This window comes from Parafrankia discariae (assembly GCF_000373365.1).
GTDB lineage: Bacteria > Actinomycetota > Actinomycetes > Frankiales > Frankiaceae > Parafrankia > Parafrankia discariae.
Window position 1 is genome coordinate 1 of the sequence record NZ_KB891260.1, and the last position, 24600, is coordinate 24600.

The 24600-nt window shown below is 69.5% G+C and carries 23 protein-coding genes and 5 pseudogenes; 11 read left to right on the plus strand and 17 right to left on the minus strand.

The features are described 5' to 3' along the window. The 4 genes and pseudogenes from B056_RS38485 to B056_RS0129710 all read right to left on the minus strand — a co-directional run. Nucleotides 1-539: pseudogene (locus B056_RS38485) on the minus strand (IS6 family transposase); the annotation flags it as partial. An 85-nt stretch (nucleotides 540-624) separates the two neighbouring features. Continuing rightward, the gene (locus B056_RS0129700) at nucleotides 625-1872 is read right to left on the minus strand and encodes an aminotransferase class I/II-fold pyridoxal phosphate-dependent enzyme (RefSeq protein ID WP_018505485.1); all 1248 of its coding nucleotides are present in this window, start codon (nucleotides 1870-1872) and stop codon (nucleotides 625-627) included. A 28-nt stretch (nucleotides 1873-1900) separates the two neighbouring features. Then, complete coding sequence (locus B056_RS0129705; protein ID WP_018505486.1) at nucleotides 1901-3028, minus strand: sulfotransferase family protein; 1128 nt, start codon at nucleotides 3026-3028, stop codon at nucleotides 1901-1903. 304 nt (nucleotides 3029-3332) lie between these two features. Beyond that, a pseudogene (locus B056_RS0129710) lies at nucleotides 3333-3854 on the minus strand (integrase core domain-containing protein); the annotation flags it as partial. Nucleotides 3855-4275: 421 nt separating this feature from the next. Here B056_RS0129710 and B056_RS0129715 point away from each other — a divergent pair. Continuing rightward, entirely contained in the window at nucleotides 4276-6324 is a 2049-nt protein-coding gene (locus B056_RS0129715) for a recombinase family protein (RefSeq protein WP_018505488.1), read from the plus strand. A 3-nt stretch (nucleotides 6325-6327) separates the two neighbouring features. Here the strand turns inward: B056_RS0129715 and B056_RS0129720 are convergent. The 4 genes and pseudogenes from B056_RS0129720 to B056_RS0129735 form a co-directional block, all read right to left on the minus strand. Continuing rightward, nucleotides 6328-6924, minus strand: a pseudogene (locus B056_RS0129720) (integrase); the annotation flags it as partial. Between the two features lie 98 nt (nucleotides 6925-7022). Beyond that, a complete protein-coding gene (locus B056_RS0129725; protein ID WP_018505490.1) occupies nucleotides 7023-7457 on the minus strand; it encodes a YkvA family protein in 435 nt (144 codons plus the stop codon). 52 nt (nucleotides 7458-7509) lie between these two features. Beyond that, nucleotides 7510-8436 carry a M56 family metallopeptidase gene (locus B056_RS0129730; protein WP_018505491.1) on the minus strand — a complete coding sequence of 309 codons (927 nt, stop codon included), beginning with the start codon at nucleotides 8434-8436 and terminating at the stop codon, nucleotides 7510-7512. Continuing rightward, the gene (locus B056_RS0129735; protein WP_018505492.1) at nucleotides 8436-8849 is read right to left on the minus strand and encodes a BlaI/MecI/CopY family transcriptional regulator; all 414 of its coding nucleotides are present in this window, start codon (nucleotides 8847-8849) and stop codon (nucleotides 8436-8438) included. Before B056_RS0129735 ends, B056_RS0129730 begins: the two co-directional genes overlap by 1 nt. A gap of 177 nt (nucleotides 8850-9026) precedes the next feature. Here B056_RS0129735 and B056_RS0129740 point away from each other — a divergent pair, with 177 nt between their 5' ends. The 5 genes and pseudogenes from B056_RS0129740 to B056_RS0129760 all read left to right on the plus strand — a co-directional run bounded on the left by B056_RS0129740 (nucleotide 9027) and on the right by B056_RS0129760 (nucleotide 12187). Continuing rightward, complete coding sequence (locus B056_RS0129740; protein ID WP_018505493.1) at nucleotides 9027-10007, plus strand: ABC transporter ATP-binding protein; 981 nt, start codon at nucleotides 9027-9029, stop codon at nucleotides 10005-10007. Continuing rightward, nucleotides 10004-10873: an ABC transporter permease gene (locus B056_RS0129745; protein WP_018505494.1), complete on the plus strand. Its 870-nt coding sequence runs from the start codon at nucleotides 10004-10006 to the stop codon at nucleotides 10871-10873. The genes B056_RS0129740 and B056_RS0129745 overlap by 4 nt, the downstream gene beginning before the upstream one ends. Before the next feature lie 4 nt (nucleotides 10874-10877). Beyond that, on the plus strand, nucleotides 10878-11339 hold the full coding sequence (locus B056_RS0129750; RefSeq protein ID WP_018505495.1) for a hypothetical protein: 462 nt from the start codon (nucleotides 10878-10880) through the stop codon (nucleotides 11337-11339). Between the two features lie 63 nt (nucleotides 11340-11402). Further along, nucleotides 11403-11606 (plus strand): annotated as a pseudogene (locus tag B056_RS44960) (undecaprenyl-diphosphate phosphatase); the annotation flags it as partial. Between the two features lie 275 nt (nucleotides 11607-11881). Continuing rightward, the gene (locus B056_RS0129760) at nucleotides 11882-12187 is read left to right on the plus strand and encodes a PadR family transcriptional regulator (protein WP_018505497.1); all 306 of its coding nucleotides are present in this window, start codon (nucleotides 11882-11884) and stop codon (nucleotides 12185-12187) included. A gap of 206 nt (nucleotides 12188-12393) precedes the next feature. On the opposite strand, the gene B056_RS0129765 is transcribed toward B056_RS0129760, so the two are convergent. From B056_RS0129765 to B056_RS44970, 4 genes are all read right to left on the minus strand, one after another. Next, nucleotides 12394-13659: an APC family permease gene (locus B056_RS0129765; protein WP_026240287.1), complete on the minus strand. Its 1266-nt coding sequence runs from the start codon at nucleotides 13657-13659 to the stop codon at nucleotides 12394-12396. 198 nt (nucleotides 13660-13857) lie between these two features. Further along, nucleotides 13858-14457: an MFS transporter gene (locus tag B056_RS38490; RefSeq protein ID WP_230203261.1), complete on the minus strand. Its 600-nt coding sequence runs from the start codon at nucleotides 14455-14457 to the stop codon at nucleotides 13858-13860. Between the two features lie 269 nt (nucleotides 14458-14726). Beyond that, complete coding sequence (locus B056_RS44965) at nucleotides 14727-15254, minus strand: substrate-binding domain-containing protein (RefSeq protein ID WP_018505500.1); 528 nt, start codon at nucleotides 15252-15254, stop codon at nucleotides 14727-14729. Beyond that, nucleotides 15247-15759, minus strand: coding sequence for a GntR family transcriptional regulator (locus B056_RS44970; RefSeq protein WP_326828255.1), 513 nt, complete (start codon nucleotides 15757-15759; stop codon nucleotides 15247-15249). Before B056_RS44970 ends, B056_RS44965 begins: the two co-directional genes overlap by 8 nt. A 360-nt stretch (nucleotides 15760-16119) precedes the next feature. Here B056_RS44970 and B056_RS0129780 point away from each other — a divergent pair, with 360 nt between their 5' ends. From B056_RS0129780 to larC, 3 genes are all read left to right on the plus strand, one after another. Then, nucleotides 16120-16416, plus strand: coding sequence for a hypothetical protein (locus B056_RS0129780; RefSeq protein ID WP_018505502.1), 297 nt, complete (start codon nucleotides 16120-16122; stop codon nucleotides 16414-16416). 64 nt (nucleotides 16417-16480) lie between these two features. After that, nucleotides 16481-17092 (plus strand): superoxide dismutase, encoded by a 612-nt coding sequence (locus tag B056_RS0129785; protein WP_018505503.1) that lies wholly within the window; start codon nucleotides 16481-16483, stop codon nucleotides 17090-17092. Between the two features lie 97 nt (nucleotides 17093-17189). Further along, nucleotides 17190-17957, plus strand: a complete 768-nt coding sequence (gene larC, locus B056_RS38505) for a nickel pincer cofactor biosynthesis protein LarC (protein ID WP_018505504.1) — start codon at nucleotides 17190-17192, stop codon at nucleotides 17955-17957. Between the two features lie 50 nt (nucleotides 17958-18007). On the opposite strand, the gene B056_RS0129795 is transcribed toward larC, so the two are convergent. Further along, nucleotides 18008-18499 carry a Fur family transcriptional regulator gene (locus B056_RS0129795; RefSeq protein ID WP_018505505.1) on the minus strand — a complete coding sequence of 164 codons (492 nt, stop codon included), beginning with the start codon at nucleotides 18497-18499 and terminating at the stop codon, nucleotides 18008-18010. Nucleotides 18500-18660: 161 nt separating this feature from the next. On the opposite strand from B056_RS0129795, the gene def reads away from it, so the two are divergent. Beyond that, the gene (gene def / locus B056_RS38510; protein WP_018505506.1) at nucleotides 18661-19290 is read left to right on the plus strand and encodes a peptide deformylase; all 630 of its coding nucleotides are present in this window, start codon (nucleotides 18661-18663) and stop codon (nucleotides 19288-19290) included. Between the two features lie 72 nt (nucleotides 19291-19362). Here the strand turns inward: def and nicT are convergent, their stop codons facing one another. The 4 genes from nicT to B056_RS0129815 all read right to left on the minus strand — a co-directional run bounded on the left by nicT (nucleotide 19363) and on the right by B056_RS0129815 (nucleotide 24084). Further along, nucleotides 19363-20544: a Nickel transporter NicT gene (gene nicT, locus B056_RS0129805; protein ID WP_018505507.1), complete on the minus strand. Its 1182-nt coding sequence runs from the start codon at nucleotides 20542-20544 to the stop codon at nucleotides 19363-19365. A gap of 583 nt (nucleotides 20545-21127) precedes the next feature. After that, nucleotides 21128-21340 carry a hypothetical protein gene (locus tag B056_RS44975; RefSeq protein ID WP_230203262.1) on the minus strand — a complete coding sequence of 71 codons (213 nt, stop codon included), beginning with the start codon at nucleotides 21338-21340 and terminating at the stop codon, nucleotides 21128-21130. 1011 nt (nucleotides 21341-22351) lie between these two features. Continuing rightward, nucleotides 22352-22888: a GNAT family N-acetyltransferase gene (locus B056_RS0129810; protein WP_018505508.1), complete on the minus strand. Its 537-nt coding sequence runs from the start codon at nucleotides 22886-22888 to the stop codon at nucleotides 22352-22354. After that, nucleotides 22885-24084, minus strand: a complete 1200-nt coding sequence (locus B056_RS0129815; protein ID WP_230203263.1) for a glycyl radical enzyme family protein — start codon at nucleotides 24082-24084, stop codon at nucleotides 22885-22887. The genes B056_RS0129810 and B056_RS0129815 overlap by 4 nt, the downstream gene beginning before the upstream one ends. Nucleotides 24085-24407: 323 nt before the next feature. On the opposite strand from B056_RS0129815, the pseudogene B056_RS0129820 reads away from it, so the two are divergent. Then, nucleotides 24408-24600 (plus strand): annotated as a pseudogene (locus tag B056_RS0129820) (IS256 family transposase); the annotation flags it as partial.

A 24600-nucleotide genomic window follows, 5' to 3' on the forward strand; every position in this document is an offset into this window, starting at 1 on the left:
CTTGAACCGGCCGTGGTCGGCCTCGATCGGATTGTTCGCGTACTGGTCGTCGACGTGATGAGCGGCGGGGAGCTGTTCGTCGAGGACTCGTGGGTAGGAGGCGGCCCGGTCGGTGGTCACCTCGACGGGCCGCCGGCCGTGGGACAGGGCGCGGGTAAAGAACCGGCGGGCCGCGGCGAGATCCCGCTTCTCGGAGGCCAGCACGTCGATGACCTGGCCGAACTGGTCGACGGCCCGGTACAGATAGGTCCATCGTCCGGCGACCTTCACATACGTTTCGTTGACGAACCAACGATCACCCGGTGTGTGCCGGCATGGCCGGGCCGCGTCGATCAGCAGCGGGGTGAACCGGCGCACCCAGCGGTAGATCGTGCGTGATCGACCTCGATGCCGCGTTCAGCGAGCAGCTCCTCGACGTCCCGGTAGGACAGCGCGTACCGCAGGTACCACCGCACCGCCAGGACAATCACCTCGGGTGGGAACCGGAACCCGGCGAACTCCGACGTCGGAGCCGGTGGACGGACACGACGTCGACGCATTACCCGATCATGACTGATCGGCAGCCGCGTGATGGCGGACTTCGCCGATGCGCCCTCGGACCGGCCCGCGGCGGGCCGGGCGGTGTCAGAAGCCGTGGATCGTCCGGAGTTCGGCCAGCGTGTCAACGAAACCGTCGAGCTGCTCGTCGGACAGCCGATCGTTCACGAGCAGGCGGATCACCGCCTCGTTCTTCCGGACCGCCGGATAGACGAACATCGGCACCAGGTAGCCGCGCTCGAGAAAGTCCCGACGCACCCGTACAGCCGTCTCGTTGGAACCGACGGCGATGGAGGTGACGAAGGTCGGCGTGGGATTGATGGAGCACCCGATCGCGGCCAGACGTCCGCGCAGCCGGTCGATCCGGTCGAGATAGCGCTCCATCACCGACGGGTCGCGTCGCATCCGCTCGAGCACGTGCGTGACGGCCTGGGCGGTCGGCGGCTGGATGTTCGTCGTGAAAATCGACGTGCCTGACAGGAAACGGAAGGCGTCAATGGCGTCCGCCGGCCCGGCGATGGCGCCGCCGGAAAGACCGACGGCCTTTCCGAACGACACCATCCGGAAGGTGGCGCGGCGCAGCGCCTCGTATTCTTCCGCGAACCGGTGGCCTCCGTTTCCGTAGGCCATGAATCCGTTGGCGTCGTCGACGAAACTGATCGCCCCGAACTCTTCGCAGGCGTCCAGGATCGCACCCACCGGGGCGATCGAGCCGTCGGACGAGTAGACCGTCTCGAAACCGACCACGACCCGCCGGTCGCCAAGCTCGGCCAGCAGCGTTCGCAGCGCCGCGACGTCGTTGTGCTCGAAGGCGAACAGGTTGCGTCCGTACTTGAACCCGTCGGCGGCCTTCCACATGCTCCAGTGGCTGTCCCAGTCGAGCACCAGGACCATGTCGGCGTTGTTCACCCCGGGTTCGTCGGCGAACGAGAACCGGGCCTTCATCGCGTGGACGAAACCGAGGTTGGCCAACAGGCCGGTGGCGAAGGTGAGCGCCTTGTCCTGGCCGGTGATCTCGGCCACGAGCTTCTCGAGCTCCAGGTGCGGCTGGGAGAGGCCCTGGACCAGCCGCGAACCGCCGACGACCAGGCCGTACTCGGCCGCCGCGGTGGCGAAGACCCGGCGGACCTCCGGGTCGTGCTGCCAGCCCAGGATGCCGATGCCGGCGAAGTTGACCATAGGGCGGCCGTCGACGCTGATGACCGCGTCGTTGACCCCTTCCAGCTCAGGGGTGTCGATGAACTCGCCGGTCTGTCGGGTTCGCGTGATCCATTCGGAGAAGCCCCAGCGGGACAGGGCCGCGTCCGTCGTCCCGGAGGGCGCCGTCGTGGTCATGATGTCCTCGGTTCGGTGTGGTGGGTGGTCAGACCAGAGTCGCGAGGCGGGCGTCGGCCTGTTCGGCGGTGACGCCGAACGCGGCCAGGTCGTAACGGTGGGACCGCAGCCGGTCGTCCTCGGCGAGCACCTCGGCCATGGCGGCGCGGGCGGGCTCGGGCACCGGGCGGCCGAGCCGGGCGTAGATCCCGGCGACGACACCGTGGGGATCGGCGATGAACTCGTCGAACTCCACGTCGTGGAAGTGGGCCTGGTCGTGGCGGGACCGGTCCGCCGCGAAGCGGGTCAGGGCGCGCTCGGCCAGCTCCAGCAGGGCCGGGCCGATCGCATCGCCGTGGAAACTGGTGGACTTGCCCGCCGCGAGCTTGCTCACCATGCTGCAGGCCGAGCCGAGTACGGTGCTGGCCGGGCGGCGGTGGGTGTGCACGATCAGCGCGTCCGGATAGGTGGCCAGCAGGGCTTCGAGGCACAGCATGTGGCCGGAGTACTTGAGCACCCAGGTCCGACCGGGCGTGGGCAGCCCGATCAGCTGCAGGTTGCGCCGGTGGCGCTCGTAGGCGGCGGTCCAGTCCTGCCCGGCCAGCCAGTTCGAGTAAGTCGGCACGTGCCCGGTGAACTCGAAGAAGGCCGACAGCATCGACTGGCGGGTCAGCAGCCAGCATTCCTCGACCTTCGCCGCGTCCCGGTTGTGGATACCGAGATAGCCCGGGTTCCGCTCCAGGAATCCGTGGATCGCTCCCTGGACGAGCTGGAAGATCGGGTCGTTCGCCCAGTTCGGGCGTGGCGGGCGTGGCTGCGGGGCCGCGCCCAGCCACAGTTCCAGGCCCTGGTGGGCCGGATCGGCGGTCAGCAGCCGGTGCAGCGTGGTCGTGCCGGTGCGGGGCATGCCGACGATGAATACCGGCCGCTCGATCGGAACCTCGGCGTACTCGGGATAGCGCCGCCAGCCAGCCTCGCTAAACAGCCGGGCCACCAGAATGTCGCGTAACTCGTCGCGGGCCATCGCGATGCCGAGCGGAGTGAGGTCGGCCTCGTCTTGGTAGGCGGCCAGGACGACGTCAAGCCCCTCGTGATAGTCGGGTGGGCCGAAATCGGTGAGCCCGGTCAGGGCCGTGGCGGCGGCGTGAATGTCCTCGACTGTTCCGATCGTGTCCACTTCGGACGCTCCCGTTATTCACCGGTGGCCGTTTCTCGAAAAGCGACGATCAGTCACGGTCCATGTTCGCAGGCGCCGAGAACGCAGACAACCAGTGCATCGAACCGATTCGTATTCATTATGGACCAATGAATTGCGCTCAAATGCCGCTGGACAGGCCTGCTTGTCGTTGTAGTCTCCGGGGTCCGGCGCTGGCTCACTCTGGGTGGTCGGGAAGCGCAGCCGAAACCCTGTGGGGCTTCAAAATCCGGGTGCGGCCTGTGAGCTGCACTTTTGCAACTGACGTGATCGTCCGGGGGTGTCGTCAGGCGGCGTTGCGATATTCGTTGATCAGCCCGCCGAGGATGCGTGTGCGACGGACGGTGGAATCCGAGGTCGGAGTGACCATGGGCGGCAGGTCGGGTGGGTGCTGACCGAGGGAGCGGTGGGGTCGGTGGGTGTTGAAATGCTCGGCGTAGCTGCCGAGGACCGAGGTCAGGTGCCGTTCAGAGACGATCAATAATCTGTCGGTGCATTCGCGGCTGGCGGTGCCGACCCAGCGTTCCGCGATCGCGTTCGCCTGCGGGCACTGCGGCGGTGTGCGTACCACGTCGATACCGGCCCCGACAAAGACAGCATCGAAGGAAATCGTAAATTTCGTGTCGCGGTCACGGATGAGGAACCGGAACCGGTGGCCACGTTCCTCGAGGTCCATCAGCAGGTTCCGTGCACGTTGGGTGACCCAGGCCGCGGTTGGATGCTTCGTGACCCCGAGGACGTGAACACGGCGGGTGGCGTGCTCGACGACGAAGAACACGTAGATCCGCTGGAGGAATACGGTGTCGACGGGCACGGCATAGTGCCAAGTTCTTTGTTGACTTTTCGGATTCGGTTCGGGTCACGCATCCGTTTCATCCCCTGTGTGGTGAGGCGCTGCGGGTCGAGCGCGTCAGCGTCCGTGGTGGGGTAGTGGTCTTCGTGTGTGAAGGCGGCCCGACCGGGCGGGTCCTGGTCCGCGAGTCGTGGACCGATCGTGGGGGTGATCCGTTGTCCCATCGGCTTGCCGGGGAAGCTCTCGTCGAGCTCAGGGCGCTGGTCGATGCGCTTGTCCGCCGGTGCGAGCACGGCCCGGAGGGCGGTGGGGTACGCCGTGAAGGGGGCGGCGCGGGCAGCGCGGGAGCCGGTGACGCGGATGAACGATCTATGGCGCACGGTCGAGCGGGTCATGGCGGTGGCGAACATGGCCACTGCGGTGCTGGAAGGCTGCCATGAACGGCACATCGAAGATCATGTTCTCGCATCGGGACCGGTTGGCGGTGGTGTACGTCCGCCAGTCCTCGCTGCGGCAGGTGGTCGGAAACACCGAGTCCACGGCGCGGCAGTACGCGTTGGCGGACGCCGCGCGACAGCTGGGCTGGCCGGCGGACCGGATCGTCGTGATCGACGCCGACCTGGGGATCTCCGGGCGGGCCACGGCGCACCGGGCGGGGTTCCGGGAGGTGAGCGCCCGGGTATGCCTCGGCGAGGTCGGCGCGGTCTTCGCCTTGGAGGTCTCGCGGTTGTCCCGGTCGTCGGCGGATTTTCAGCGGCTGTTGGAGCTGGCCCGGCTGACCGGGACGCTGCTGGTCGACGCGGACGGTGTCTACGACCTGGCCGACTTCAACGACCGCCTTGTGTTGGGGTTGAAGGCAACGATGAGCGAGGCCGAGCTGCACCTGCTGGCCGGGCGGCTGCAGGCAGCCAAGACCGCGGCGGCTGCGCGCGGTGAACTGCGTCTACCGCTGCCGATCGGGTACGTCTACGACGCTGACGGCGCGACGGTCATCGACCCGGACGCCGAGGTGCAGGCCGCGGTCGCGGACGTGTTCGCGGTGTTCGACCAGGTCGGGTCGGCCTTCCGGGTGGTCGCCGCGTTCACCGGACGCCGGTTCCCCCAGCGCGTCCACGGCGGGGCACGCGTCGGGGAACTGGTGTGGGGCGCGCTGACGAATGCCCGGGTTCTGGGCGTACTGACGAACCCGGCCTACGCCGGTGCGTATGTGTACGGGCGTCATGTCGGGCGCAGCCAGGTCAGGCCGGACGGGACGGTGCGCACCACCACCGAACGGCTCGGACGGGAGCGGTGGCCGGTACTGATCCTCGATCACCATCCCGGCTATGTCACCTGGGAGGACTACCTGCGGATCGAAACGCGGCTGCGGGCCAACCGCACCCGTCGGGGCGCCCGCCCGCCACGGGAAGGCACCGCCCTGTGCCAGGGGATCATCAACTGCGGGTCGTGCGGTGCCACCATCGGGGTGCGCTACCTGCGACGCGGCGACGCCCGCTATCTGTGCAACGCGATCGATGAGATCCACCGCCACCCGACGCCGACCTGCCGACATGCCATCCCCGCCGGCGTGGTCGACCAGGCTGTCGCGGACCTGCTGCTGTCCGCGCTGACTCCCGCCGAGGTCGCGCTCACCCTCGCCGCGGCCGACGAGGTCGCCGACCGGCACCGGCGCACCCTGCGCGCCGCGCAGCTGACCGTTCAGCGCGCTGCCTATGACGCGGCCCGCGCCGAACGCGCCTTCCACGCCTGCGAACCGGACAACCGCCTGGTCGCCCGCAGCCTGGAGACCCGGTGGGAGGCCAGACTCCGCGCGCTCAGCGAGGCGGAAGCGCACCTTGACCACGTCACCGGACAGCTACCCGCCCTGCCCGGCCGGGCTGAGCTTGACAATCTCGTCGCCGATGTCCACGCCCTGTGGGACGCGCCCACGACCAGCCCACGCGACCGCAAGCGTCTCCTGCGGACCCTGATCTGCGACGTCACCGTTCTGCCCGAGCCGGACCCGGACGTCGTCCGGCTGGGAGTGCGCTGGCACACCGGCGCCACCGACACGCTGACCTGCGCCATCCCGCCCCGGCAGCCCGCGCCCCTGTCCACCACAGCCAGGATCATCCAGGGCCTCACGCCGACCATGCCCATTGGCGACATCGCCGCCGCACTGAACACCGCGGGACACACCACCCCGCACGGACTGCCCTTCACCGATCGCGCCGTGGCCTGGACCCGGGTCAACCACCGATTCCCTCCCGCGGGCACCCCCGACCCCGGTGAGGTCACCGTCGCCCAGGCCGCCGCCCGCCTCGGCGTCCAGGACCAGGTCGTCTACCGCTGGATCGACAAGGGCCGCCTCGACGTCCGCCGCGCCCCGAACCGGCGAATCCTCATCCCCTGGAACCAGGACACCGAAGCCACCTGTCAAGAGATCATCTCACACTCGCCACGCCTGACCCACACAGACAAGGCCACATCAGGAGCAGCAGTATGAAGCCACCGTCTCCACGGTGAAGAAATCGCAGGCGAGGATGCCGGATGCCTGGGCGCGCAGGAACATGCGCCAGGAGGAGTCGGCCCGACGGGGTGCGGGATCGACACCGGCGCGGTGCAGGATCCGCCAGACGGTGGCCACCCCGACCGGGTAGCCCAGCCCGATCAGTTCGCCCTGGATGTGACGGTGGCCCCAGGTCGGGTTCTCCCGTGCGAGGCGCAGGACCAGCTCGCGGATCTCCCGGCGGACCGGCGGCTGCCCGGGCGACTTGCGCGGGTAGGTCCATTTTCGTGCGAGGAGGTCACGGTGCCAGCGCAACACGGTGGCCGGGGTGACGAAGAAGACGTCCCAGCGGGCCCGGGGCAGCAGCGGGGACAGCGCCGTGAGGATCACCCGATCCGCCGGTTCCAGCGCCGGCCGGTGAACCTGCCGTCGCAACACCGCCACCTGATGTCGCAGGACGAGGAGCTCGACGTCCTTCGCAGTGTCCCCGCGGACTCGGAGCAGCATCAGTCCGAGAGTGTTGCGTGTCAGGGCGTAGAGCAGCGACCACACCACGACCATCCAGCCTGCCCGACACAGGCCCAGTCCAGCAGGCAAACGCGCAGGTCACCGCCCAAATCGGGGTTCTGGAGCCCCACAGGGCCGCTTCGGCTACCACCGGATGTGCGGCAGAGCCATTACCTGGACAGGCCCGGTCAGGGCGGTGTGCTGGTGAAAGGCGGAGGATCGGTTTCGGGGGCGTGGGCGGGCCCCAGGAGGCGTTCGAGGAGTTTGGTTTCGCCGGGCCAGGCGGCGAGGAGGATGTCGCGGGGTACCTGTCGGCCGGCGTAGCGCAGGGCGAGGGCGACGATGACGATGTCGTCGAGGGGGCCGATCACGGGGAGGAATTCCGGGATGAGGTCGATGGGGCTGGCGACCCAGAGTCCGGCGATGAGGATGGCGATTTTCGCGCGGCGGGGTATCCGGGGGTCTTTGCGGAGGCGTCGGATGGTGGTGACGCAGTCGGGGATGAAGGCGGCGAGGTCGCGCAGGACGCCGGGTGGGAGGCGTCGGGCGAGGATGGCCAGCAGTCCCCAGCTGGCGATCAGGCAGCCGACGGCGATGGCGAGTCCGACGAGCCAGTCAGACATGATCCACGGTTTCCTCTGTCGGGCCTCGTCGCTTCGGTCCGCGTGCGACCGGTCAGCTCCGGTGCGCGAACGTTGCTTGCGCGTGTTCGAACCGGTGTTCGGTCGTGTGGGAGGTGTCGACGGCGGCTGCTGCGGTGGCCAGGATGAGCGCGGTGAGGGCGAGGGCCAGGGCGGGCTGCGGTTTCGGTGGTGGCTCCCGCAGTGCCCGTGCCCGGTGGGCGAGGTCGGTATCCACGGCGCCGAGCGACGCGGTGGGCATGGTCACTGTGCCGGAGCGGGCGATGCCGGCGCGGGCCAGGGCCCGGACCACGACGGCGCGGTTGTCGGCGGTTGTGGCGGCGTCTTCGTCGGCCCAGCGTTCGACGGCGAGCCGTACGGCGGCGGCGGGTGTCCGCAGGAGCGGGTTGGCGGCGGCGGCGAGGTCGGCGAGCTGGGTGTAGGCGTGGTGGCGGTGGCGGAGGTGGGAGTGTTCGTGGGCGAGCAGGACGCGGCGTTCGTCGGGGGGTAGCGCGCGCAGCATTGCGGTGGACACGATGATGCGGCCGGTGAGTCCGGGCAGGGTGTAGGCGTCGGGATGGTCGTCGTCGACGATGACCAGGCCGGTGGGGGCGGGTCCGAGTCGGCGGCAGGTGAGTTCGGCTGCGGCCAGGTCCCGGCCGACGGCGACGGCCCGGCGGGCGGCGGCGGCGAGTAGCCCGACGACGACGACGGCGGGCAGCAGCCCGGCGGTAGCGGGCAGCGGGTCATGGCCGCGGACCACCGTTGCTGACCAGTGCCCGAACGCGGCGAGCGTCGGTATTGGGGCGAGCAGGGTGAAGGCCACGACGGACAGGACGAAGCCGGTGGCCAGTGCGGTGACCAGGCAGGCGGCGGTGAGCAGCCGGGTGGCGGCGGCGGGCCGCAGCCGCCGGCCGAGCCAGCCCCCGCCGACGGCCAGCAGCAGACTCGTGACGAACGGGGTGAGCGCGACGGCCGTCATCACCGTGGCCCGCCGTCCGTGCTGTCGGCGTCGGCGTCCGGTTGGGGGGTGGCGAGGAGGTCGGCGAGGAGCTGTCCGTCCTCCGGGCGCAGGTCAGCGACGAAACGGGCCAGGGTTTCGGCCCGGTGGGTGCCGGCGCCGAGCAGGCGGGTCATCTGCCGGGCGGTGAGCGCGGCGTCGAGGGTGTCCGGGTCGGTGGCGGGGGCGTAGGTGTAGGTGCGGCCGGCGGGTGTCCGGGTCAGGGCGCCCTTGTCGTGCAGGCGGGCGAGGGTCGTCATCACCGTGGTGTAGGCCAGGGGTTCGCCGAGTTCGGCGAGGGTCTCGGCCGGGGTGAGGGGGCGTCCGGCCGCCGCGATCGCGGCGAGCACCTCGCGCTCGAGTGTTCCCGGTTCGCGCCTGGGTTTCCGCGCCATTCCCACCCTCCTCGCTACTACTGGATTGATAGTACAAGGGTCTGGTCGTCGAGCGTGACGCGCGAAGGCTCCACGGCGGCCGCGCCCTTCGGCGATGCTGGCCCCGCCACCCGCCGCATCTACGACGGTCTACTATTCATCGAGTAGTAGACGTGTGGATGTTCGACGGGAGGGCGTATGGCGGTCGGTGTTCCGGCGGTGGAGGCTTCCGGGCTGGTCAAACGGTTCGGTGGCCTCACCGCGGTGGATCATGTGGATCTGCGGGTGGACGTCGGGGAGGTGTACGGGATCCTCGGCCCGAACGGCGCGGGGAAGACGACGTTCCTGCGGATGCTGTTCGGGCTGATCCGTCCAGACGCCGGGACGCTGCGGGTGTTCGGCCGGACCTGGGGGGATGCGGGTCCGGCGATGTTGGATGGGGTCGCCGGGTTCATCGAGAGTCCGCGGTTCTACCCCTACCTGTCCGGCCGGCGGAACCTGAACCTGCTGGCCGGCCTGGACGGTGGCGGCGCGGACAGCCGTATCGGCGAGGTCCTTGATGTGGTCGACCTCGCCGGGCGGGCGGGGGACAAGGTTGGGAGCTATTCGTTCGGGATGCGTCAGCGTCTCGGGGTAGCCGCATCCCTGCTGCGCGACCCGCGGCTACTCGTCCTCGACGAGCCGGCGAACGGCCTGGACCCTGCCGGCATTCGGGACATGCGTGCCCTGGTCAAACGGCTTGCCGCCGGGGGGCTGACCGTGCTGCTGAGCAGCCACAACATGGACGAGGTCGAGGAGATCTGCGACAACGTCACGATCATGCGCACCGGCCGGGTGGTCTACCACGGGTCGATCGACCAGCTGCGCGCCCAGGCCCCCGACCCGTCCCATCGGCTGATGACCAACGACGACGCCCAGGCACTGCGCCTGGCCGCCGACCATCAGACTGTGGCCGTCTCCGCCCACCCGGACGGCGGCCTGGCGCTGCGCGCCCAGGCCGCCGACGCGGACGCCTACATCATCGCCCTCGGGCGGGCCGGCTTCGCGGTACGGGCCCTTCACCTGGAGGTCGCGCCGCTGGAGTCGCTGTTCTTCATGCTCACCGAAACCGACCCGGCGGCCGGATTCGACGTGCCCGCCCAACCCCAGCCGGACACCCTCACCGGAGTGACCTCGTGACCACCCCAGCCACCACCGCCACAGCCCCGGTGCCGCCCGCCTTGGTGGGCCGGGGCCGGGTCGTCACCGCCTACCGGTGGGAGATCACGAAACTCGCCGCCCAGGCCCGCACCCGCGCCACGCTCGGCGTCTGCCTGGTCGCGCCGTTCGTGTTCGTGGTGCTCCTGAACCGCCAAGACCGGCTGCCGAAAGACACCCTGTACGGCCGGTGGGTCCACGCCAGCGGCTTCGCGACCCCGCTGATGATCCTCGGTTTCGCCGCCCAGTGGGTCTTCCCGCTGCTCACCAGCCTCGTCGCCGGAGACATCTTCGCCAGCGAGGACCAGCACGGCACCTGGAAGACGATCCTGACCCGTTCCCACAGCCGCACCCAGATCTTCTGGGCCAAAACCCTGGCCGCCGCCACCTTCGCGACCCTCGTCCTCACCGTCCTCGCGCTGGGCTGCCTGGCCGCTGGCGTGCTCCTCGTCGGCCACCAGCCGCTGGAAAGCCTGTCCGGAACCCTCCTGCCCTCGGGCCGCACCGCCGGGCTGGTCCTCGCCGCCTGGGCGAGCGCGCTACCGCCCCTGCTCGGTTTCACCGCCCTGGGGATCCTGCTGTCAGTGCTCACCCGCAGCAGCCCGATGGGGATCGTCGGCCCGATCGTCCTCGGACTGGTCATGCAGCTCTACTCGTTCCTCAACGGCGCCGACGCCATCCGCCACCTGCTACTCGTCACCCCGTTCGACGCCTGGCACGGCCTGCTCGCCGCCCATCCCTACTACGGCCCGCTGCGCGACGGCACCCTCGTCAGCGCCGGGTACATCCTCATCTGCCTGGCCGTCGCCTACACGGGGCTGCGCCGCCGCGACATCACCGGAGGCTGACCCCATGCGCCGTCTCACCCCCGGCCGGCTGCTCCGGGCAGCCGTCGCCGCCGGCGCCGCGACCGTGTTGACCGCCGCCCTGGCCGGCTGCGGCACCGATGTCACCCGGCCCCGCGTCGAGGGCTCGATCGGCCCTGTCTTCTCCAACCTGTACGTCCAGCAGCAGACCCTGCTCGGCCACCCCGGACTCACCGCGTCCGCCGTCGCCGCCACACCCACCTGCCACCGCAACACCCCCGGAACCCACGACAAGGGCGCCGGCAGCGACTGGATCTGCATGGTCGGCTGGACCGACGGGACCGGTAAGGCCCAGAACGGCAAGTTCGAACTCCAGGTCCGTTCCAACGGCTGCTACCAGGCCGGCGGCCCCACCAAAATCGTCGGCCCACTTATGATCCGCACCACCACCGGCAGCACCGTGGTCAACCCGGTGTTCGAGTTCGACGGCTGCTTCGACACCACATGAACCCCCGACGAGACGGAACAGCCGACGGGCTGCAGCAGGCCCGGGAGCGCTCGAAACATCCAAATGGCTTGCGGGCGGCCCACTGCGAGAGACGGAGACGTGGCCGTGTATGAGCCGACCTACCTGCAAGCGGGCGTCATCGGACTCCTGCAAGGAATCACCGAGCTGTTCCCGGTCTCCAGCCTGGGCCACTCGGTGCTACTACCGGCGCTGATCGGCAGGTCCTGGCAGCACCTGGTGACCGAGAACGCATCGAGCCACAGCACCACCGCCGCGACCAACACCGGCTTGGATCAACCCACCCGAGCAGAACCCAGACCGGCTGGATGGCGACGCTGAACAACCGGCTCAGTAGCTCCTATAAGATCTTGCCTCGATCAGGTTGACGGGGTCCGGACCCTGATCGCCAGCATGCTTCCCGGCATCACTCCCTGCCCGCCCCCCGATGACCCTCACGCCGCGGCCCGCCCGGACGCGAGGCTCGCCCGGGCGTAGGGTCGGATGCCGATATCGGTTTCGTCGCTGTCGGAGGTGGGCCAGGGGTGCGGGAGTTTCAGCGGGGTGCGGTGCGGCTGCACATCCTGCACCACGCGGCTGAGGGGGAGATCCACGGCGCGTGGATGACCGAGGAGCTGGCCCGCCACGGCTATCAGATCAGCCCCGGCACGCTGTATCCGACGCTGCATCGACTGGAAGCCGACGGGCTGCTGACCTCCGACCAGCGTGTCGTGGATGGCCGGGTCCGGCGGGTCTACCGGGCGACCGAGGTCGGGAGGCGGGCTCTCGCGGAGGACCGCAAGGCTCTGGCGGAGCTGGCCCGCGAAGTCCTCGGCGACGACACCCTGTAGGAACCGCGTTGGGAGTCTGCGGGGCGCGCGGCTAAGAGGAAGACCGCGGCGGGCGCGTTGGTCGAGGTCAGCCGGGCCTGCCAGGTACCGAGCTGTGTCATACGAGGTCCCCCTCTGCCGTCGAGGCGTATCGCGGGTGCCGATACCGTCCCGTGAGCCAGAGGTACACCTGCGGTTGCGCGCCCGAGCAGCCGTGTCGTGCTGGGTCAGGGGGCCATCGCGCGGCGTATCCCGTAGGCGGCGGCGCCCACGGCCAGCACCGCGACCCCGGCGATCACGGAGGTCGGTGGCAGGGCGAAAGCCAGCGTGAGGCAGCCGGCCAGCCCGAGGGCAGGGATCAGGTGGTGCGGGCGGCCCTCGTCCGGAGGCAGGGTCCAGGCGGAGGCGTTGGCGATGGCGTAGTAGGCCAGCACGCTGAAGGAGGAGAACCCGATCGCCCCGCGCACGTCCGCCGTCGCCGCGAGGACCGCTACCACGGCGCCGACGGCGAGCTCGGCCCGGTGCGGCACCCCGAACCTTGGGTGGACCGCGGCCAGGGCGTGGGGCAGGTGCCGGTCCCGGGCCATCGCCAGGGTGGTGCGGGAGACGCCGAGGATGAGTGCCAGCAGCGAGCCGAGCGCGGCCACTGCCGCGCCGACGCGCACCGCCGGCGCGAGCCAGCCCGCGCCGGCGGCCCGGACAGCATCCGACAGCGGCGCGGTGGCATCGGCCAGCCGCCCTGGCCCCAGCACCGCGAGAACGGCGACAGCGACAGCTGTGTAGACGAGCAGGGTGATGGCGAGCGCAAGCGGGACGGCCCGGGGAATGGTCCGACCCGGGTCGCGGACCTCCTCACCGAGGGTAGCGATGCGCGCGTAGCCGGCGAAGGCGAAGAACAACAGACCCGCTGCCTGCAGTATCCCTCCGAAGGAGGCGTCCCCGCCGATACTCAGCCGCGCAGCATCGGCCTCATCGGAGGTGAGGGCTGCGAGGACCACTGCGGCGAGGACCACCAGGACGACGGCCACGATCGCGCGGGTTAGCCAGGCGGATTTCTGCACCCCGGCGTAGTTCACGGCGGTCAGTGTCACCACGGCGGCCACCGCCACCGCGTGTGCCTGGCCAGGCCACACATACGACCCGACGGTGAGGGCCATCGCGGCGCAGGAGGCGGTCTTGCCGACGACGAACCCCCACCCCGCGAGATAGCCCCAGAAAGCACCGAGCCGCTCGCGCCCGTAGACATAGGTGCCGCCCGAGGCTGGATACCGAGCGGCCAGCCGGGCGGAGGACGTCGCGTTGCAGTACGCGACCACGGCGGCCAGGGCCAGCCCGAGCAGCAGCCCGGAGCCGGCCGCGTGTGCCGCCGGGGCGAGAGCGGCGAAGATCCCCGCACCGAGCATCGACCCGAGACCGATCACCACGGCGTCGGGCACCCCGAGGCGACGCCGCAACTCGTCCGGGACGCCGGCGGCAGGCGATGCCGTGCTCACGGCTCACTCCTCAGCACGGGCGCACTCCCTACGGAAGCCGATATCGGAAGACGACACGTGACCGAGTGTGCCGCCCGCCCGCGCCCCAGACCAGAGACGCACAGATGACGATTCTCATAAATGGCCCTTTGCCCGATAAAGATCACCGCGAGGCCGGAGGGGCGGCTCGGACCCCAGATCGGTTCGCACAACCCGTTCTCACTCAAAGGCGGTGAACCCGGCCAGCACCCGCCCAAGCTGCCCGCACAGCACCGGTCGGACCTTGAACCGCAGCCGGCGACGTTCACCGGCCCGGGGCAGCTTCGCCTGCCGGATCGCGTAGACAATCGCGACTGCGGCCAGCACCCCTGGAACAATCGACAGCAGCATCGCGGTGCGCACGCTGACCAGCGACACCAGGCCGAGGGCGAGCAGCGGGCCCACGATCGCGCCAAGATTGTCCATGGTCCACTCGAACCCGTAGGCCCAGACGTAGGCGCTGGCGGGTACCACGTCGGCGAGCAGCGCGTTACGGGCCGGGACCCGCAGCCCGCGAGCCGCCCACGCCGCGCCGCGCCGCGCAACATCCCCCGCCTGCACCACCGACGTGGTCACCCCGATCAGTGCGGACAGTACGGCGGTGGTGGTGTAGCCGCCGACCGCGACCGTCCGGCGCCGCCGGCGGTCATCCGCCAGCGCTCCACCGACAAACCGGCCCGCACCTGCCAGCCCGTCCGAGATGCCCTCGATCACCCCCAGGGAGGCGGCGGGCGCGCCCAGGGGCGGGGTGACGAAACCGGCCATCAGCGCGGTAGGCACCTCGTGCCCAACGTCGGCGAGGAAACTCGCCGTCCCGATACCCCCCACCCGGGGTCAGCCACGGACGGCGGCCCGCCGACTCCTCCGGGATACCGATCACTGCCCCCGGAACCGAGCCGAACCCTGCCTCACTCTCCGCCTCGCTACGCACATACGGAAGGAAGGTCATCACATACCGCAGGTGCAGACTGTTCTTCCCACCTCAACCCACCTAGAATGATCTTCGATGTCGGTCTGTGCTACCACTGTCCGGACCAACAATCGCAGGGCTATCTCTCGTGTGCATGATCCGGGCCGACCGGCCGGACTGCGCCGGCGTGGGCGAGGTCATAGCCACCCAGCGCCGTGACCACCTGGTGAAGTTCCGGGTCCCGCAGCGCGGTGAGCAGCGGCTGGACCGCGCCCAACGCCTCCCGTCCGAGAGCGATCTCGTACGGCTCCCACAGCAGCGGGACGAACTCCAGCCCTAGATCCGCCAGCCCCGCCCGTACCCCCACCCCCACGTCGGCCATCCCCAGGGCAACTGCGAACGCGATCTCCATGTGCGAGGACAGTGCCGGCCCGGCAACGGCGCTCGGGGCGATCCCCACAGCAAGAAGCAGCTGATCAAGCAGCGCCCTTGTGCCCGCCCCCATCTCGCGTCGAACGACCTGCAGGCCGCTGATCCCGGCGACCGAGGCCAGCCCACGCGGATTTCCCGCAGGGACGATCAGGCCCTGCTCGCGCCGCCACAGATGCAGCAGACGCGGCTCATCGCGGCCCAGCAACGCCCGCACGAACGCCTCGTTGTTACACACCGTCCCGATGACGCAGATGGATCACCGCGCCGTCAGCCTCACCTCGCGCGAGCGCCCGCAGCCCCGGAAAGCTCCCCCGCACCCCCACCGGCTCGACCAAGGCGCCAAGCCGAGCGAGCAGAACCCCCAATGCCGGATCGTCGCTGCCCGCCAGCCGGAACACCCGCTCCGGCTCCAGCAGCCGCGCCGCCGCGATCGCACCCTCCCCCGCGACCCGCGCCCGCCGCCGATCCGCCCGCGTGATCACCGCACCGTCTGCCATATACCGATACGCCCGCACCACCGTCGACGACGTCGTCCCCAGCACCCGGGCGTACTCCCGCACCCCTGGCAGCTCCGCACCCGCCGGCAGCTCCCCGGACCGCACACGACACGCCAGATCACGAGCAATCGTGCGCGTAACGGGCCACGGGCGACGACTGTACGGCCCCAGCTGAGGACGATCTCGCCCAACAGGCCGAAGGAACGTCGGCGCGTCCGCCACGGCTGCGCAGTTCCGCGACACCGGCCTGCGCCCGACCCGCCGACTTCGCCGCTGGCGGCGAAGTCGGATGCGGCGCGACGCGGACGGGATGTCGACCCGTCACGGCACCGCCCGCGCACACGGAATCCGCTCCCACCAGTAGTGCCCGCGGTCACCAGGACACGCGAGACCGCCGACCGCCGGAAGCGAAGACACGACCACACGCAACATGGTTGCATGTCGAACCGACAAGGGTCGCGGATGGTTCGCGATCAAACGCCCTACGTGGCAGTTTCCACAAGGCGCGACCGCCACAACACCCCCTGACAGGCCCCTAGTTTGCAGCTGCGAATCATAGGCAACTACTGTTCAGTCGCAGGCCGACCGAGGGGAGCAGGATCCGTGGGAATCGTCCCTACCGACCCGATGGCCGCGTGCCTGCCGGTGGCGATCGAGATCATGACCGCCTACACCGACTCCGCCAGGGACCCCGCGTTCTTCTGGACCGCCGTCCAGCGCGTCATGGTCGACGGAGCCGAACGCGAGAACCCTGCCGCGGCGATGGCGGAACTCGTCCTCGGCCTCGCGACCCTGTGCGGGATCACCCTCGACCACCTCGCGGACCGCTCCGCACCCGACACCGGGCCGCGGGATCTGCTCGCTGCGATCCGCAACGCCTACGTCACCGATCCCGTCTGACGCCGACCGCGTCCGACATGTCCGCCGCGCCGGACATCCCACCACTCACAGCGAAGGACATCACGTGGCCGTCTACACGTTGCCCGATCTGCAGTACGACTACGCCGCGCTGGAGCCGGCGATCTCCGGCCAGATCATCGAACTGCACCACGACAAGCACCACGCGACCTACGTCGCCGGCGCCAACACCACCCTCGACAAGCTCGCCGAAGCCCGCGACAAGGGCGACTTCGGCGCGATCGTCGGCCTGGAGAAGACCCTCGCGTTCAACGTCTCCGGCCACATCCTGCACAGCATCTACTGGCAGAACCTCTCCCCCGACGGCGGCGACAAGCCCGACGGCGCCCTCGGCGACGCCATCGCCGAGTCCTTCGGCTCCTTCGACAGCTTCAAGGCCCAGCTCACCGCCGTCACCACCACCGTCCAGGGCTCCGGCTGGGGCATCCTCGCCTACGACCAGCTCTCCGGACGTCTCCTCGTCGAGCAGGTCTACGACCACCAGAGCAACGTCGGCATCGGCAACACCACGCTGCTCGCCTTCGACGCCTGGGAGCACGCCTGGTACCTGCAGTACAAGAACGTCAAGGCCGACTACGTCACCGCCCTGTGGGACATCGTCAACTGGGCCGACGTCGCCGCCCGCTACGCGAACGCCAAGCAGATCGCCTCGGTCTGACCCTGCGTAGGTCCCTGGCTCCGTCGCGGCCGGGTGGGGAATACGGACCACCCGGCCGGCACACGGATCACGGGCCAGATGCGACAGAATCGCACCTGTGACGAGCTCCTCGGCGGACGCCGGCCTCCTGGTCAGGTGGGACGCGACAGCGGGTGCCGCCGGTGACATGGCACTCGGCGCCCTCCTCGACGCCGGCGCTCCGCTGGACGCGGTACGCGGGCAGCTGGATCTGCTCGGGCTCGACGGGTGGTCCCTGGACGTCGAACCGGCGACGCGCGGGGGCCTGGCCGGGACCTACGCGCGGGTGCGGGCGCAGGTCGGCCCCGCGCACCGCCGCTACTCGTGGATCCGCGATCATCTGTCCGCCGCGCCGCTGGCGGCCGGTGTCCGGTCCTGGGCGCTGCAGATCTTCGCTGTGCTCGCCGAGGCGGAGGCGCACGTCCATCGCATCGAGGTTGACCGCGTGCACTTCCACGAGGTCGGCGCCCTCGACGCGATCATCGACGTGGTCGGCGTCGCCGCCGCGCTCGACGCCCTCGGCGTGGCCCGCGGCTCCTGTTCCAGCGTCGTCACCGGCTTCGGGGTGACCTCGGCCGCGCACGGAACACTGCCAGTGCCCGCCCCGGCCGTGGTCGAGATCCTCCGCCGGAGTGGTATCCCCTCCACCCCCGGGGATCTCGCCTTCGAGACGATCGAGGTGCACAGCGGTCTTGACGCCCAGGACCATCTGCTCGCTCCTAAGCGGCTCACCGCGCTGCTCGGCGCCGCCGGATGGCACACCACGCAGGTCCTCGACCTTCCGGACCGCTTCCTCGCCGTGGCCTCGGCCTCAGCTGCCCCCAGGGCGGGCAGACCCACCAGATGACCGCCAGGTGCGGTGTGTCGCCGGGCACGGTCGCACGGAACGGGCGACCGCTACCCGGCCCCGTCCGGCGACGTTCCTCCGGCCTGCGGCACCCCACCAGCCTGCGCGCACTGAGCGCACAGACCCGCGAGCGCCGTGTGGTCGGCCAACAGGACGAAGCCCACGCTGTCGCGGAGCCGGCGGGCGGCGTCCTCCAGCAGGTCCGCGGGCACGTCCACGATCCGCTCGCAGACCCGGCAGCGGACGTGCAGATGCCGCCCGCCGGCCAGGGACTCGGCCAGATGGTAGAAGGCCGGCCCGTGGTCGGTGTGCACATGCGTGACCAGCCCCAGCTCGCCGAGCGTCTCCATCGCCCGGTACACCGTGGTGCGATGCAGCCCCGGCGAGATCTCCAGCGCCCGGCCCAGTACATCGTCGACGGACAAGTGCTCCGGCGTCGCGCTCAGCACCTCCAGGATCGCCCGCCGGGCCGGAGTGACCCGCTCGCCGCGCCGCCGCAGCGCCGCGACCCCCGCGCCGACCGGGCCCTCTCCGGTATCCACGTCAGGCGCCGCGATCAGACCGCCTCCACTCACCGAAACCGGACCTCCCGGACCTCCACCGACATCAAGGCCATCCTCCAGCAACCGCCTTCGAGCCGGAGCCCGCCAGGCCGAGGCCAACGGGAGGCACGACCAGCCTGGCTCATATGCAACAGTGTTGCATGACCCTGCTGCCCATCCGCACCCTCGGCGATCCGGTCCTGCGCACCCCGGCCGAGCCGGTCACCGCCTTCGACACCGCCCTGCGCCGCCTGGTCGACAACATGATCGAGACGATGTACGCCGCCCCCGGCGTCGGCCTCGCCGCACCCCAGGTCGGCGTCAGCCTGCGGGTGTTCGTCTTCGACACCGAATACGACACCGACGACATCACCGTCCCCCGCCGGCCACTCGTCGTCGTGAACCCCGTCCTGGAAACCGGCCCGAGCGAACAGCACGGCTCCGAAGGCTGCCTGTCCGTGCCCGGCCACGCCTACCCGACCCCCCGGTCCGCCAGCGCCACCGTCCGCGGGTTCGACGCGACCGGCGCCGCGATCACCTACCAGGCGGGCGGCCTGCTCGCCCGATGCTTCCAGCACGAGACCGACCACCTCGATGGCACCCTGTACATCGACCGGCTCACCGGCGAGGAACGCCGCACCGCCCAGGCAGCGCTGCGCGACGGTATAGGGGCCGCCCGCCACCCCGTCCCGTCACTATTCCGCGGGGCGCGGGCCCGGACCAGCGGCCCTGTCACCGCGGGCCAGACCCAGCCGAGGCAGGCGGAAGGACCCACCCACGGCACATCCTGATACCAACCAGCCTGTGCCGGAGAGCCACCTGTTTCCGCGATGCGGCCAGACCGGGCCCGGTGGACGGCGCGTTCAGACCGGCCCGGTCGAGGAAGCGGTCTGACCGCCGGTCCAGCGTTCCTCGATCCGGCCGAAATACCAGACGGCCAGAGCGAGAGCCCAGGAGACGAAGAAGAGACCGACGATGGCGTAGCCGGCGTAGTCGAGGTTGATGCCGGCGATCCAGGCCAGTGGCCCGGACTCGATACCGAGCCGGTCAGCGAGGACCCCGATGAGCTCGATGGTTCCGATGACGAGCGCGACGATGACGGAAATCGTGGTGATCGTCAGGTTGTAGAAGACCTTGCGCACCGGACGGGCGAACGCCCAGCCGTAGGCGGCGTTCATGAAGACACCGTCGATCGTGTCCATGAGGCACATGCCGGCGGCGAACAGGATCGGCAGCACCAGGATCGAGTAGAAGGGCAGGTCGAACGCCGCCGCACCGCCGGCCAGCACAAGAAGACCGACCTCCGTGGCAGTGTCGAAACCGAGCCCGAACAGCACCCCGATGGGGTAGATGTTCCACGGCTTGGTGACCGTCTTCGTCAGGCCGCCCAGGAACCGGTTCATGAAGCCGCGGGAGTCGAGCTGTCGCTCCAGCTCCTGCTCGTCGTAACGGCCCTGGCGCATCTCGCGGAGCACCCGCACGATGCCGATCAGGGCAACAAGGTTGAGGACTCCGAGCACCCAGAGGAAGACCCCGGAGACTGACGGGCCGATGACGCCGGTGATCGTGTGCAGCCGGGACGAGTCGTCCTCGACCGGACCGACCAGTGACTTGACACCGACCGACAGCAGGAACGCGAGCACGAACACGATCGTCGAGTGGCCCAGCGAGAACCAGAACCCGACCGACAACGGCTTACGCTGCCCGGTGTGCCCTTCCGCCTCCCGGGCCGCGTTGTCCGCGATGAGCTTGCGGGTGGTGTTGTCGACGGCCGCGATGTGGTCCGCGTCGAAGGCGTGGCGCAGACCGAAGGTATAGGCGAGGACACCGACTCCGGCCGTGAAGACCGGATGGTCGCCGCCGAGCTGGTAGTCGTGCGGCGTGACCAGGGCGAACAGGACGACGAACCCGACCACATGCAGCAGGACGATGAAGCCGCCCATGCCAACGAGAGAACGCCTGTCCGCGGACGTGAGGCTCAGCCGGAACTGAGCCAGCCGCGCCCCGAGCGTCGGATCCACGGTGCCGGGCGCCGGGTGAGCCACGTGTCATCTCCTCGTTGCGGAACTCTGGTCGTCAGGCTCGGGGCCGAAGTCCGACCCGCCAGGCCTGCGGTCACCTCGTGCACCCTGTCGCGAGGACCCGTCCGTTCAGCGGCGCGTACACGGAGCCGCTGCGCTGGGGTTCCGTGCGATCAAGCCAGACGCGCGGCCAGCCGGAGGGAGCCGTCGGTCGGCCGGACCGCGCAGCCAGACTGCAACTATCTTCCTATTGCGAAGATCTTGCAATAAGGACCGTGGTGAGAGCTCCGTGCCCTCTCTACGGCAGTCGTCTGGTCATGCGCGACCTCCGTCAGAGGATGTCGACCTCATGGCCGCCAGCCGCCCCAGCGGGACTGCCGAGCCGGATGGGAACGCCACTCACCCACAAGATCGAACAAATCCGATCGTCCACAGCGCACAAGGGCAGCGGGCCGACGAGGACGCGGCGCCACCGCACGGACCCGCGCCGGCCACAGCCAAGCTCTCGCGGAACGGACCAGCCCCGAAGATCGCTCTTAGCGCAGACAGCTGCCATCGCTACACGTGATGGCGATGAGCCCGGGCCTGGGTCGAGCCGTCGCTGTGATCACGGAAATGCCTCCGCGCCAACGCCCGTCCCGTCCGGTCCGCGCCGGGAGCCCAGCTCGGATGATGGTGGCCGTCCGCCAACCACGATCGGCGCGAACAGCGGCGGTGGGACCAGGCCTGCGGGAGCGGCCCAGTCGAGGCACGGCGTGATGGCGGCCAAGACGAGGCTCAGCACCTGGCGAGCGATCAGGCTCGCCAGGATGCGGTTCACGCACCACCCTGCACGCCTTCGACACCCGGGAACAGACCGGATACCTGCAGCACAAGAACGTCAAGGCCGAGCTGCGCCCACTGGGCCTCGCCAACAAACGCACCCCACCCCGCCGGCAGACCAAATACCGGCGGCCTCACAGAGGCGTCTGCACCGATCACGACCGACAGATCCTCGACTGTCCGCCGTAAAAGCGGACGGCCTACCAGGCTCGATCTTGAGCACCGTCGCAGGTTATGGCACCGACACGACTGGGCCAGACGACCTCCGCTGCCATACAGGGCCCATACCTTGTGGCAACGTCCGTGAACACAGGGCCTCGTGACCTCCCACCCGGAAAGCGGATGGTCAACTCCGCCGTTCTCGCAGGTAAACCGGGGTCCGAGACAGGCCGTCACCGAGATCGTGTGACGCCGTTGCCACACTCGTTGCCATATAACGATCAAGCAATGATCGAAAAATCCTTGCTATTTCCGCAGGTCAAAAGGGTGGACAAAACCGTCCACAATATGAACCACTACCCGAACATCGTAGGCCCGGCCATATCGCTCGACACCTAGACACTCCAGGCCGCCTACCTGCGGTTTCATCGCACTGAACCTCGGTCGTCGTCCGCACCCTGCCCGGCTGCCCACCGTCCGCAGCCGGGCAGGGCATCCATGCCAGTGCGACCGCCGCACCCACCGATCGGCGCGCGTCCCCGCATCACCGAAGAACTTGACCTGAGCATGAGTGCCCGGCCGACAGGCCGCCGCCCCCGGGTAACCGGGCCTACATCGCCCGTTCGAAGGACGGCCACGGTGACGGTACGCGCCGCGGGGCGGCGGCCCATGCAGCCGGGCCGGCGCGGCCATGCCGGACACGATGAAGCGCCGGCCATGCCGCCCAAGGCGACGCTGCGCAGAACGCGAAAAAGGGTCCATATGAGGTCCCGGTCCGGCGCCTCCCGAACTCCCAAGAACTGGCGGCGCCGGGCCGAGGGCTGCGGTTCACGCTCGTACGCAGCCGGTCTCAGCCTGTGTGAGCAGCCCACTCGGCGCGGCTGATCGCGTAGACGTTGTTCGCGAGCCACGGACCCACGTCGGCAACCTCCCGGAAGGTCATCCCGAGCTTGCGTGCGATCGCGTTCATCCCGGCGTTTTCCGGATGGGTCACGGTGATCAGCTCGTCGACGTCGAGCGTGTCGAACCCAAAGTTGATCGATGCCGTAATGGCTTCCGTACCGAGACCCTGACGCCACCGGTCGCGGCGAAGGGAGACAGCGACCTCGACACCGGGCCAGCCCTCGCCGTAGAACGTGCCAGCCCGGCCAAGGAACTCACCTGTCGCCCGGTCCTCGACCGCCCACATGCCATGACCACGGCGGGCCCAGAGCGCTCGTGCCCGCTGGACCAGTCGGATCGTGCCATCGAGCCCGCAGACGCCGTCGAGATAGCGCATCGTCTCCGGATCGGCGTTCATCGCCGCGTACGGCTCGATGTCCTCATCGCGCCATCCGCGGAGGATGAGTCGATCTGTGACGACGGTCGGAACGGTGAGGTTGCTCACCGCGCGAGGGCTAGGCGTGGACGCTCGGCGAGCTGCGCCCGGAAGTCCTGAACTCCGGGGAGTTGCGCGTACCGGTCCAGGCGCCGATCCACATCGACGATCTTGTCCATGACGGAGAAGGTGGGGGTCACATCGACCGCGCTCAGGACCTGCTGCGCCAGTGCGGCAGCGGCCTCGGGTTCGGGACTGGGCCGGAGCAGCAGCGCCCAGGAGAGGTTGAGCGTGGCGTTTCCCCGATCCTCGAATCCGCCGCCTGTCCGGTCGTAGGCCTCGACGGATGCGCGAGCCAGGGGCTCGGCCGCATCGCCGTGCCCGAGGAGGGCGAGTGTTCGTGCAGTTGTCTGATCGGCGTTCGCGGGACCGAACGGTGAGGCTCCCGGCATCGGGGGGCTGATGGCGACGTGCTCGGTCATCAATGCGAGCGCTGCTCGTGCTGATGCCTCGTCGCCGAGGGCGACTTGGGCTCGCACCTCGTGGGAGGCGAGGCGCGCGGCGACGTAGGGGTGGGTGCCGGACGCTGCGAAGCCACGCCGGGCGAAGTCCGCTGCGGCCCTGTACTGGTGGCTGTAGTACGCAAGCGTGGAGAACATCTCGCACACCGAGCCGGTCAGAATCGGATCGTCGATCTCCTGGGCGTGCTCTGCCGCGAGGCGGATGAACCGGCGCGCGGCGGTGCTGTCTCCGGTGTTGAACGCCAGCCGGCCTAGGTAGTAGGCGGAGTACCCGGCCACTCTGGTCAGTTGTGCCTGTGCTCGTGGTCGGGCGCCGGCGGCGAGGAGCGTCTCGGCGCTCTTCCACGTCTCCGAGATCTCAGGTGCGAGTTGGCCGTGCGGAGTCGTCGTGAACCGCGTGGCGTACTGGGCGAGGGCGTCGTCGAGTTCCTCGAGCGTCAGCGGGTCGATCTTGATGTTCGCGTGCCGGCGGTAGGCGTCGGCTGCTAGGAAGCCTGCGGCAGTGAACTCGAAGAAGGTACGCCTGTCCGTTTCGTCCTCCTGGTCCGGCCTCACGTCGTCTGACAGGGAACGGTCGAGGGCTTCGCTGGTCTTCTCGAGCTTCGCTGCTTTCCACAGGCGGACTACCTCCCCGCCTGAGGTGAGAGCGGACTCCAGCTGCGCGATCACTGTGGCGGATGGCAGCGAGTTCCCGTTCGCCGCGTCGCCGATCACCTGACGGGGGATGCCCGTCTTTCTGGACAACTTGCTGTTATCAGTTCCCCGATCTGCGATGAGTTCGGAGAGGCGGGTCGCGAACGCCTCCCGCGCCCGTCTACGAGGATCCACGCCACTGTCCCCCTGTCAAGTATTGGCCTGCCATGGCCGTCTTCTTCATGCATGCAGAAGATGCTTCAGTCTGTACCGACGCTGGTGCGGAGTGTGTCATGTGTCTTGTGCGGCGGGAACACGCCGGCCGAGCAATGGTTGAGACCTGTGGATCGGTTGGGGAGGGCGTACCTTCCCGGTGATCGAGGTTTGGGTCTCAGTCAGGCCGACGTTGGCGCGTCGGTCGGGAAGGCACGCCCGTGCTCACGGTAGTCCCCGAGGAGAACACGCCCGCTGATGGTTCGGCGGGTAGCCCGTCGCTGATCGATGAGATCGTCCGGGAGGGTGCCCGGCGGATGCTCGCGGCCGCGTTGGAGGCCGAGGTCGACGCCTACATCGCCGAGCTCGCTGACCAGCGTGACGACCGTGGCCGCCGGCTGGTCGTGCGCAACG

Excerpts from the sequence above, each read along its gene's own strand:
- B056_RS0129700 (WP_018505485.1), bottom strand. The coding sequence starts at position 1,872 with ATGACCACGACGGCGCCCTCCGGGACGACGGACGCGGCCCTGTCCCGC.
- B056_RS0129715 (WP_018505488.1), top strand. The coding sequence starts at position 4,276 with ATGAACGGCACATCGAAGATCATGTTCTCGCATCGGGACCGGTTGGCG.
- B056_RS0129725 (WP_018505490.1), bottom strand. The coding sequence starts at position 7,457 with ATGTCTGACTGGCTCGTCGGACTCGCCATCGCCGTCGGCTGCCTGATC.
- B056_RS0129730 (WP_018505491.1), bottom strand. The coding sequence starts at position 8,436 with ATGACGGCCGTCGCGCTCACCCCGTTCGTCACGAGTCTGCTGCTGGCC.
- B056_RS0129735 (WP_018505492.1), bottom strand. The coding sequence starts at position 8,849 with ATGGCGCGGAAACCCAGGCGCGAACCGGGAACACTCGAGCGCGAGGTG.
- B056_RS0129740 (WP_018505493.1), top strand. The coding sequence starts at position 9,027 with ATGGCGGTCGGTGTTCCGGCGGTGGAGGCTTCCGGGCTGGTCAAACGG.
- B056_RS0129750 (WP_018505495.1), top strand. The coding sequence starts at position 10,878 with ATGCGCCGTCTCACCCCCGGCCGGCTGCTCCGGGCAGCCGTCGCCGCC.
- def (WP_018505506.1), top strand. The coding sequence starts at position 18,661 with ATGACCCTGCTGCCCATCCGCACCCTCGGCGATCCGGTCCTGCGCACC.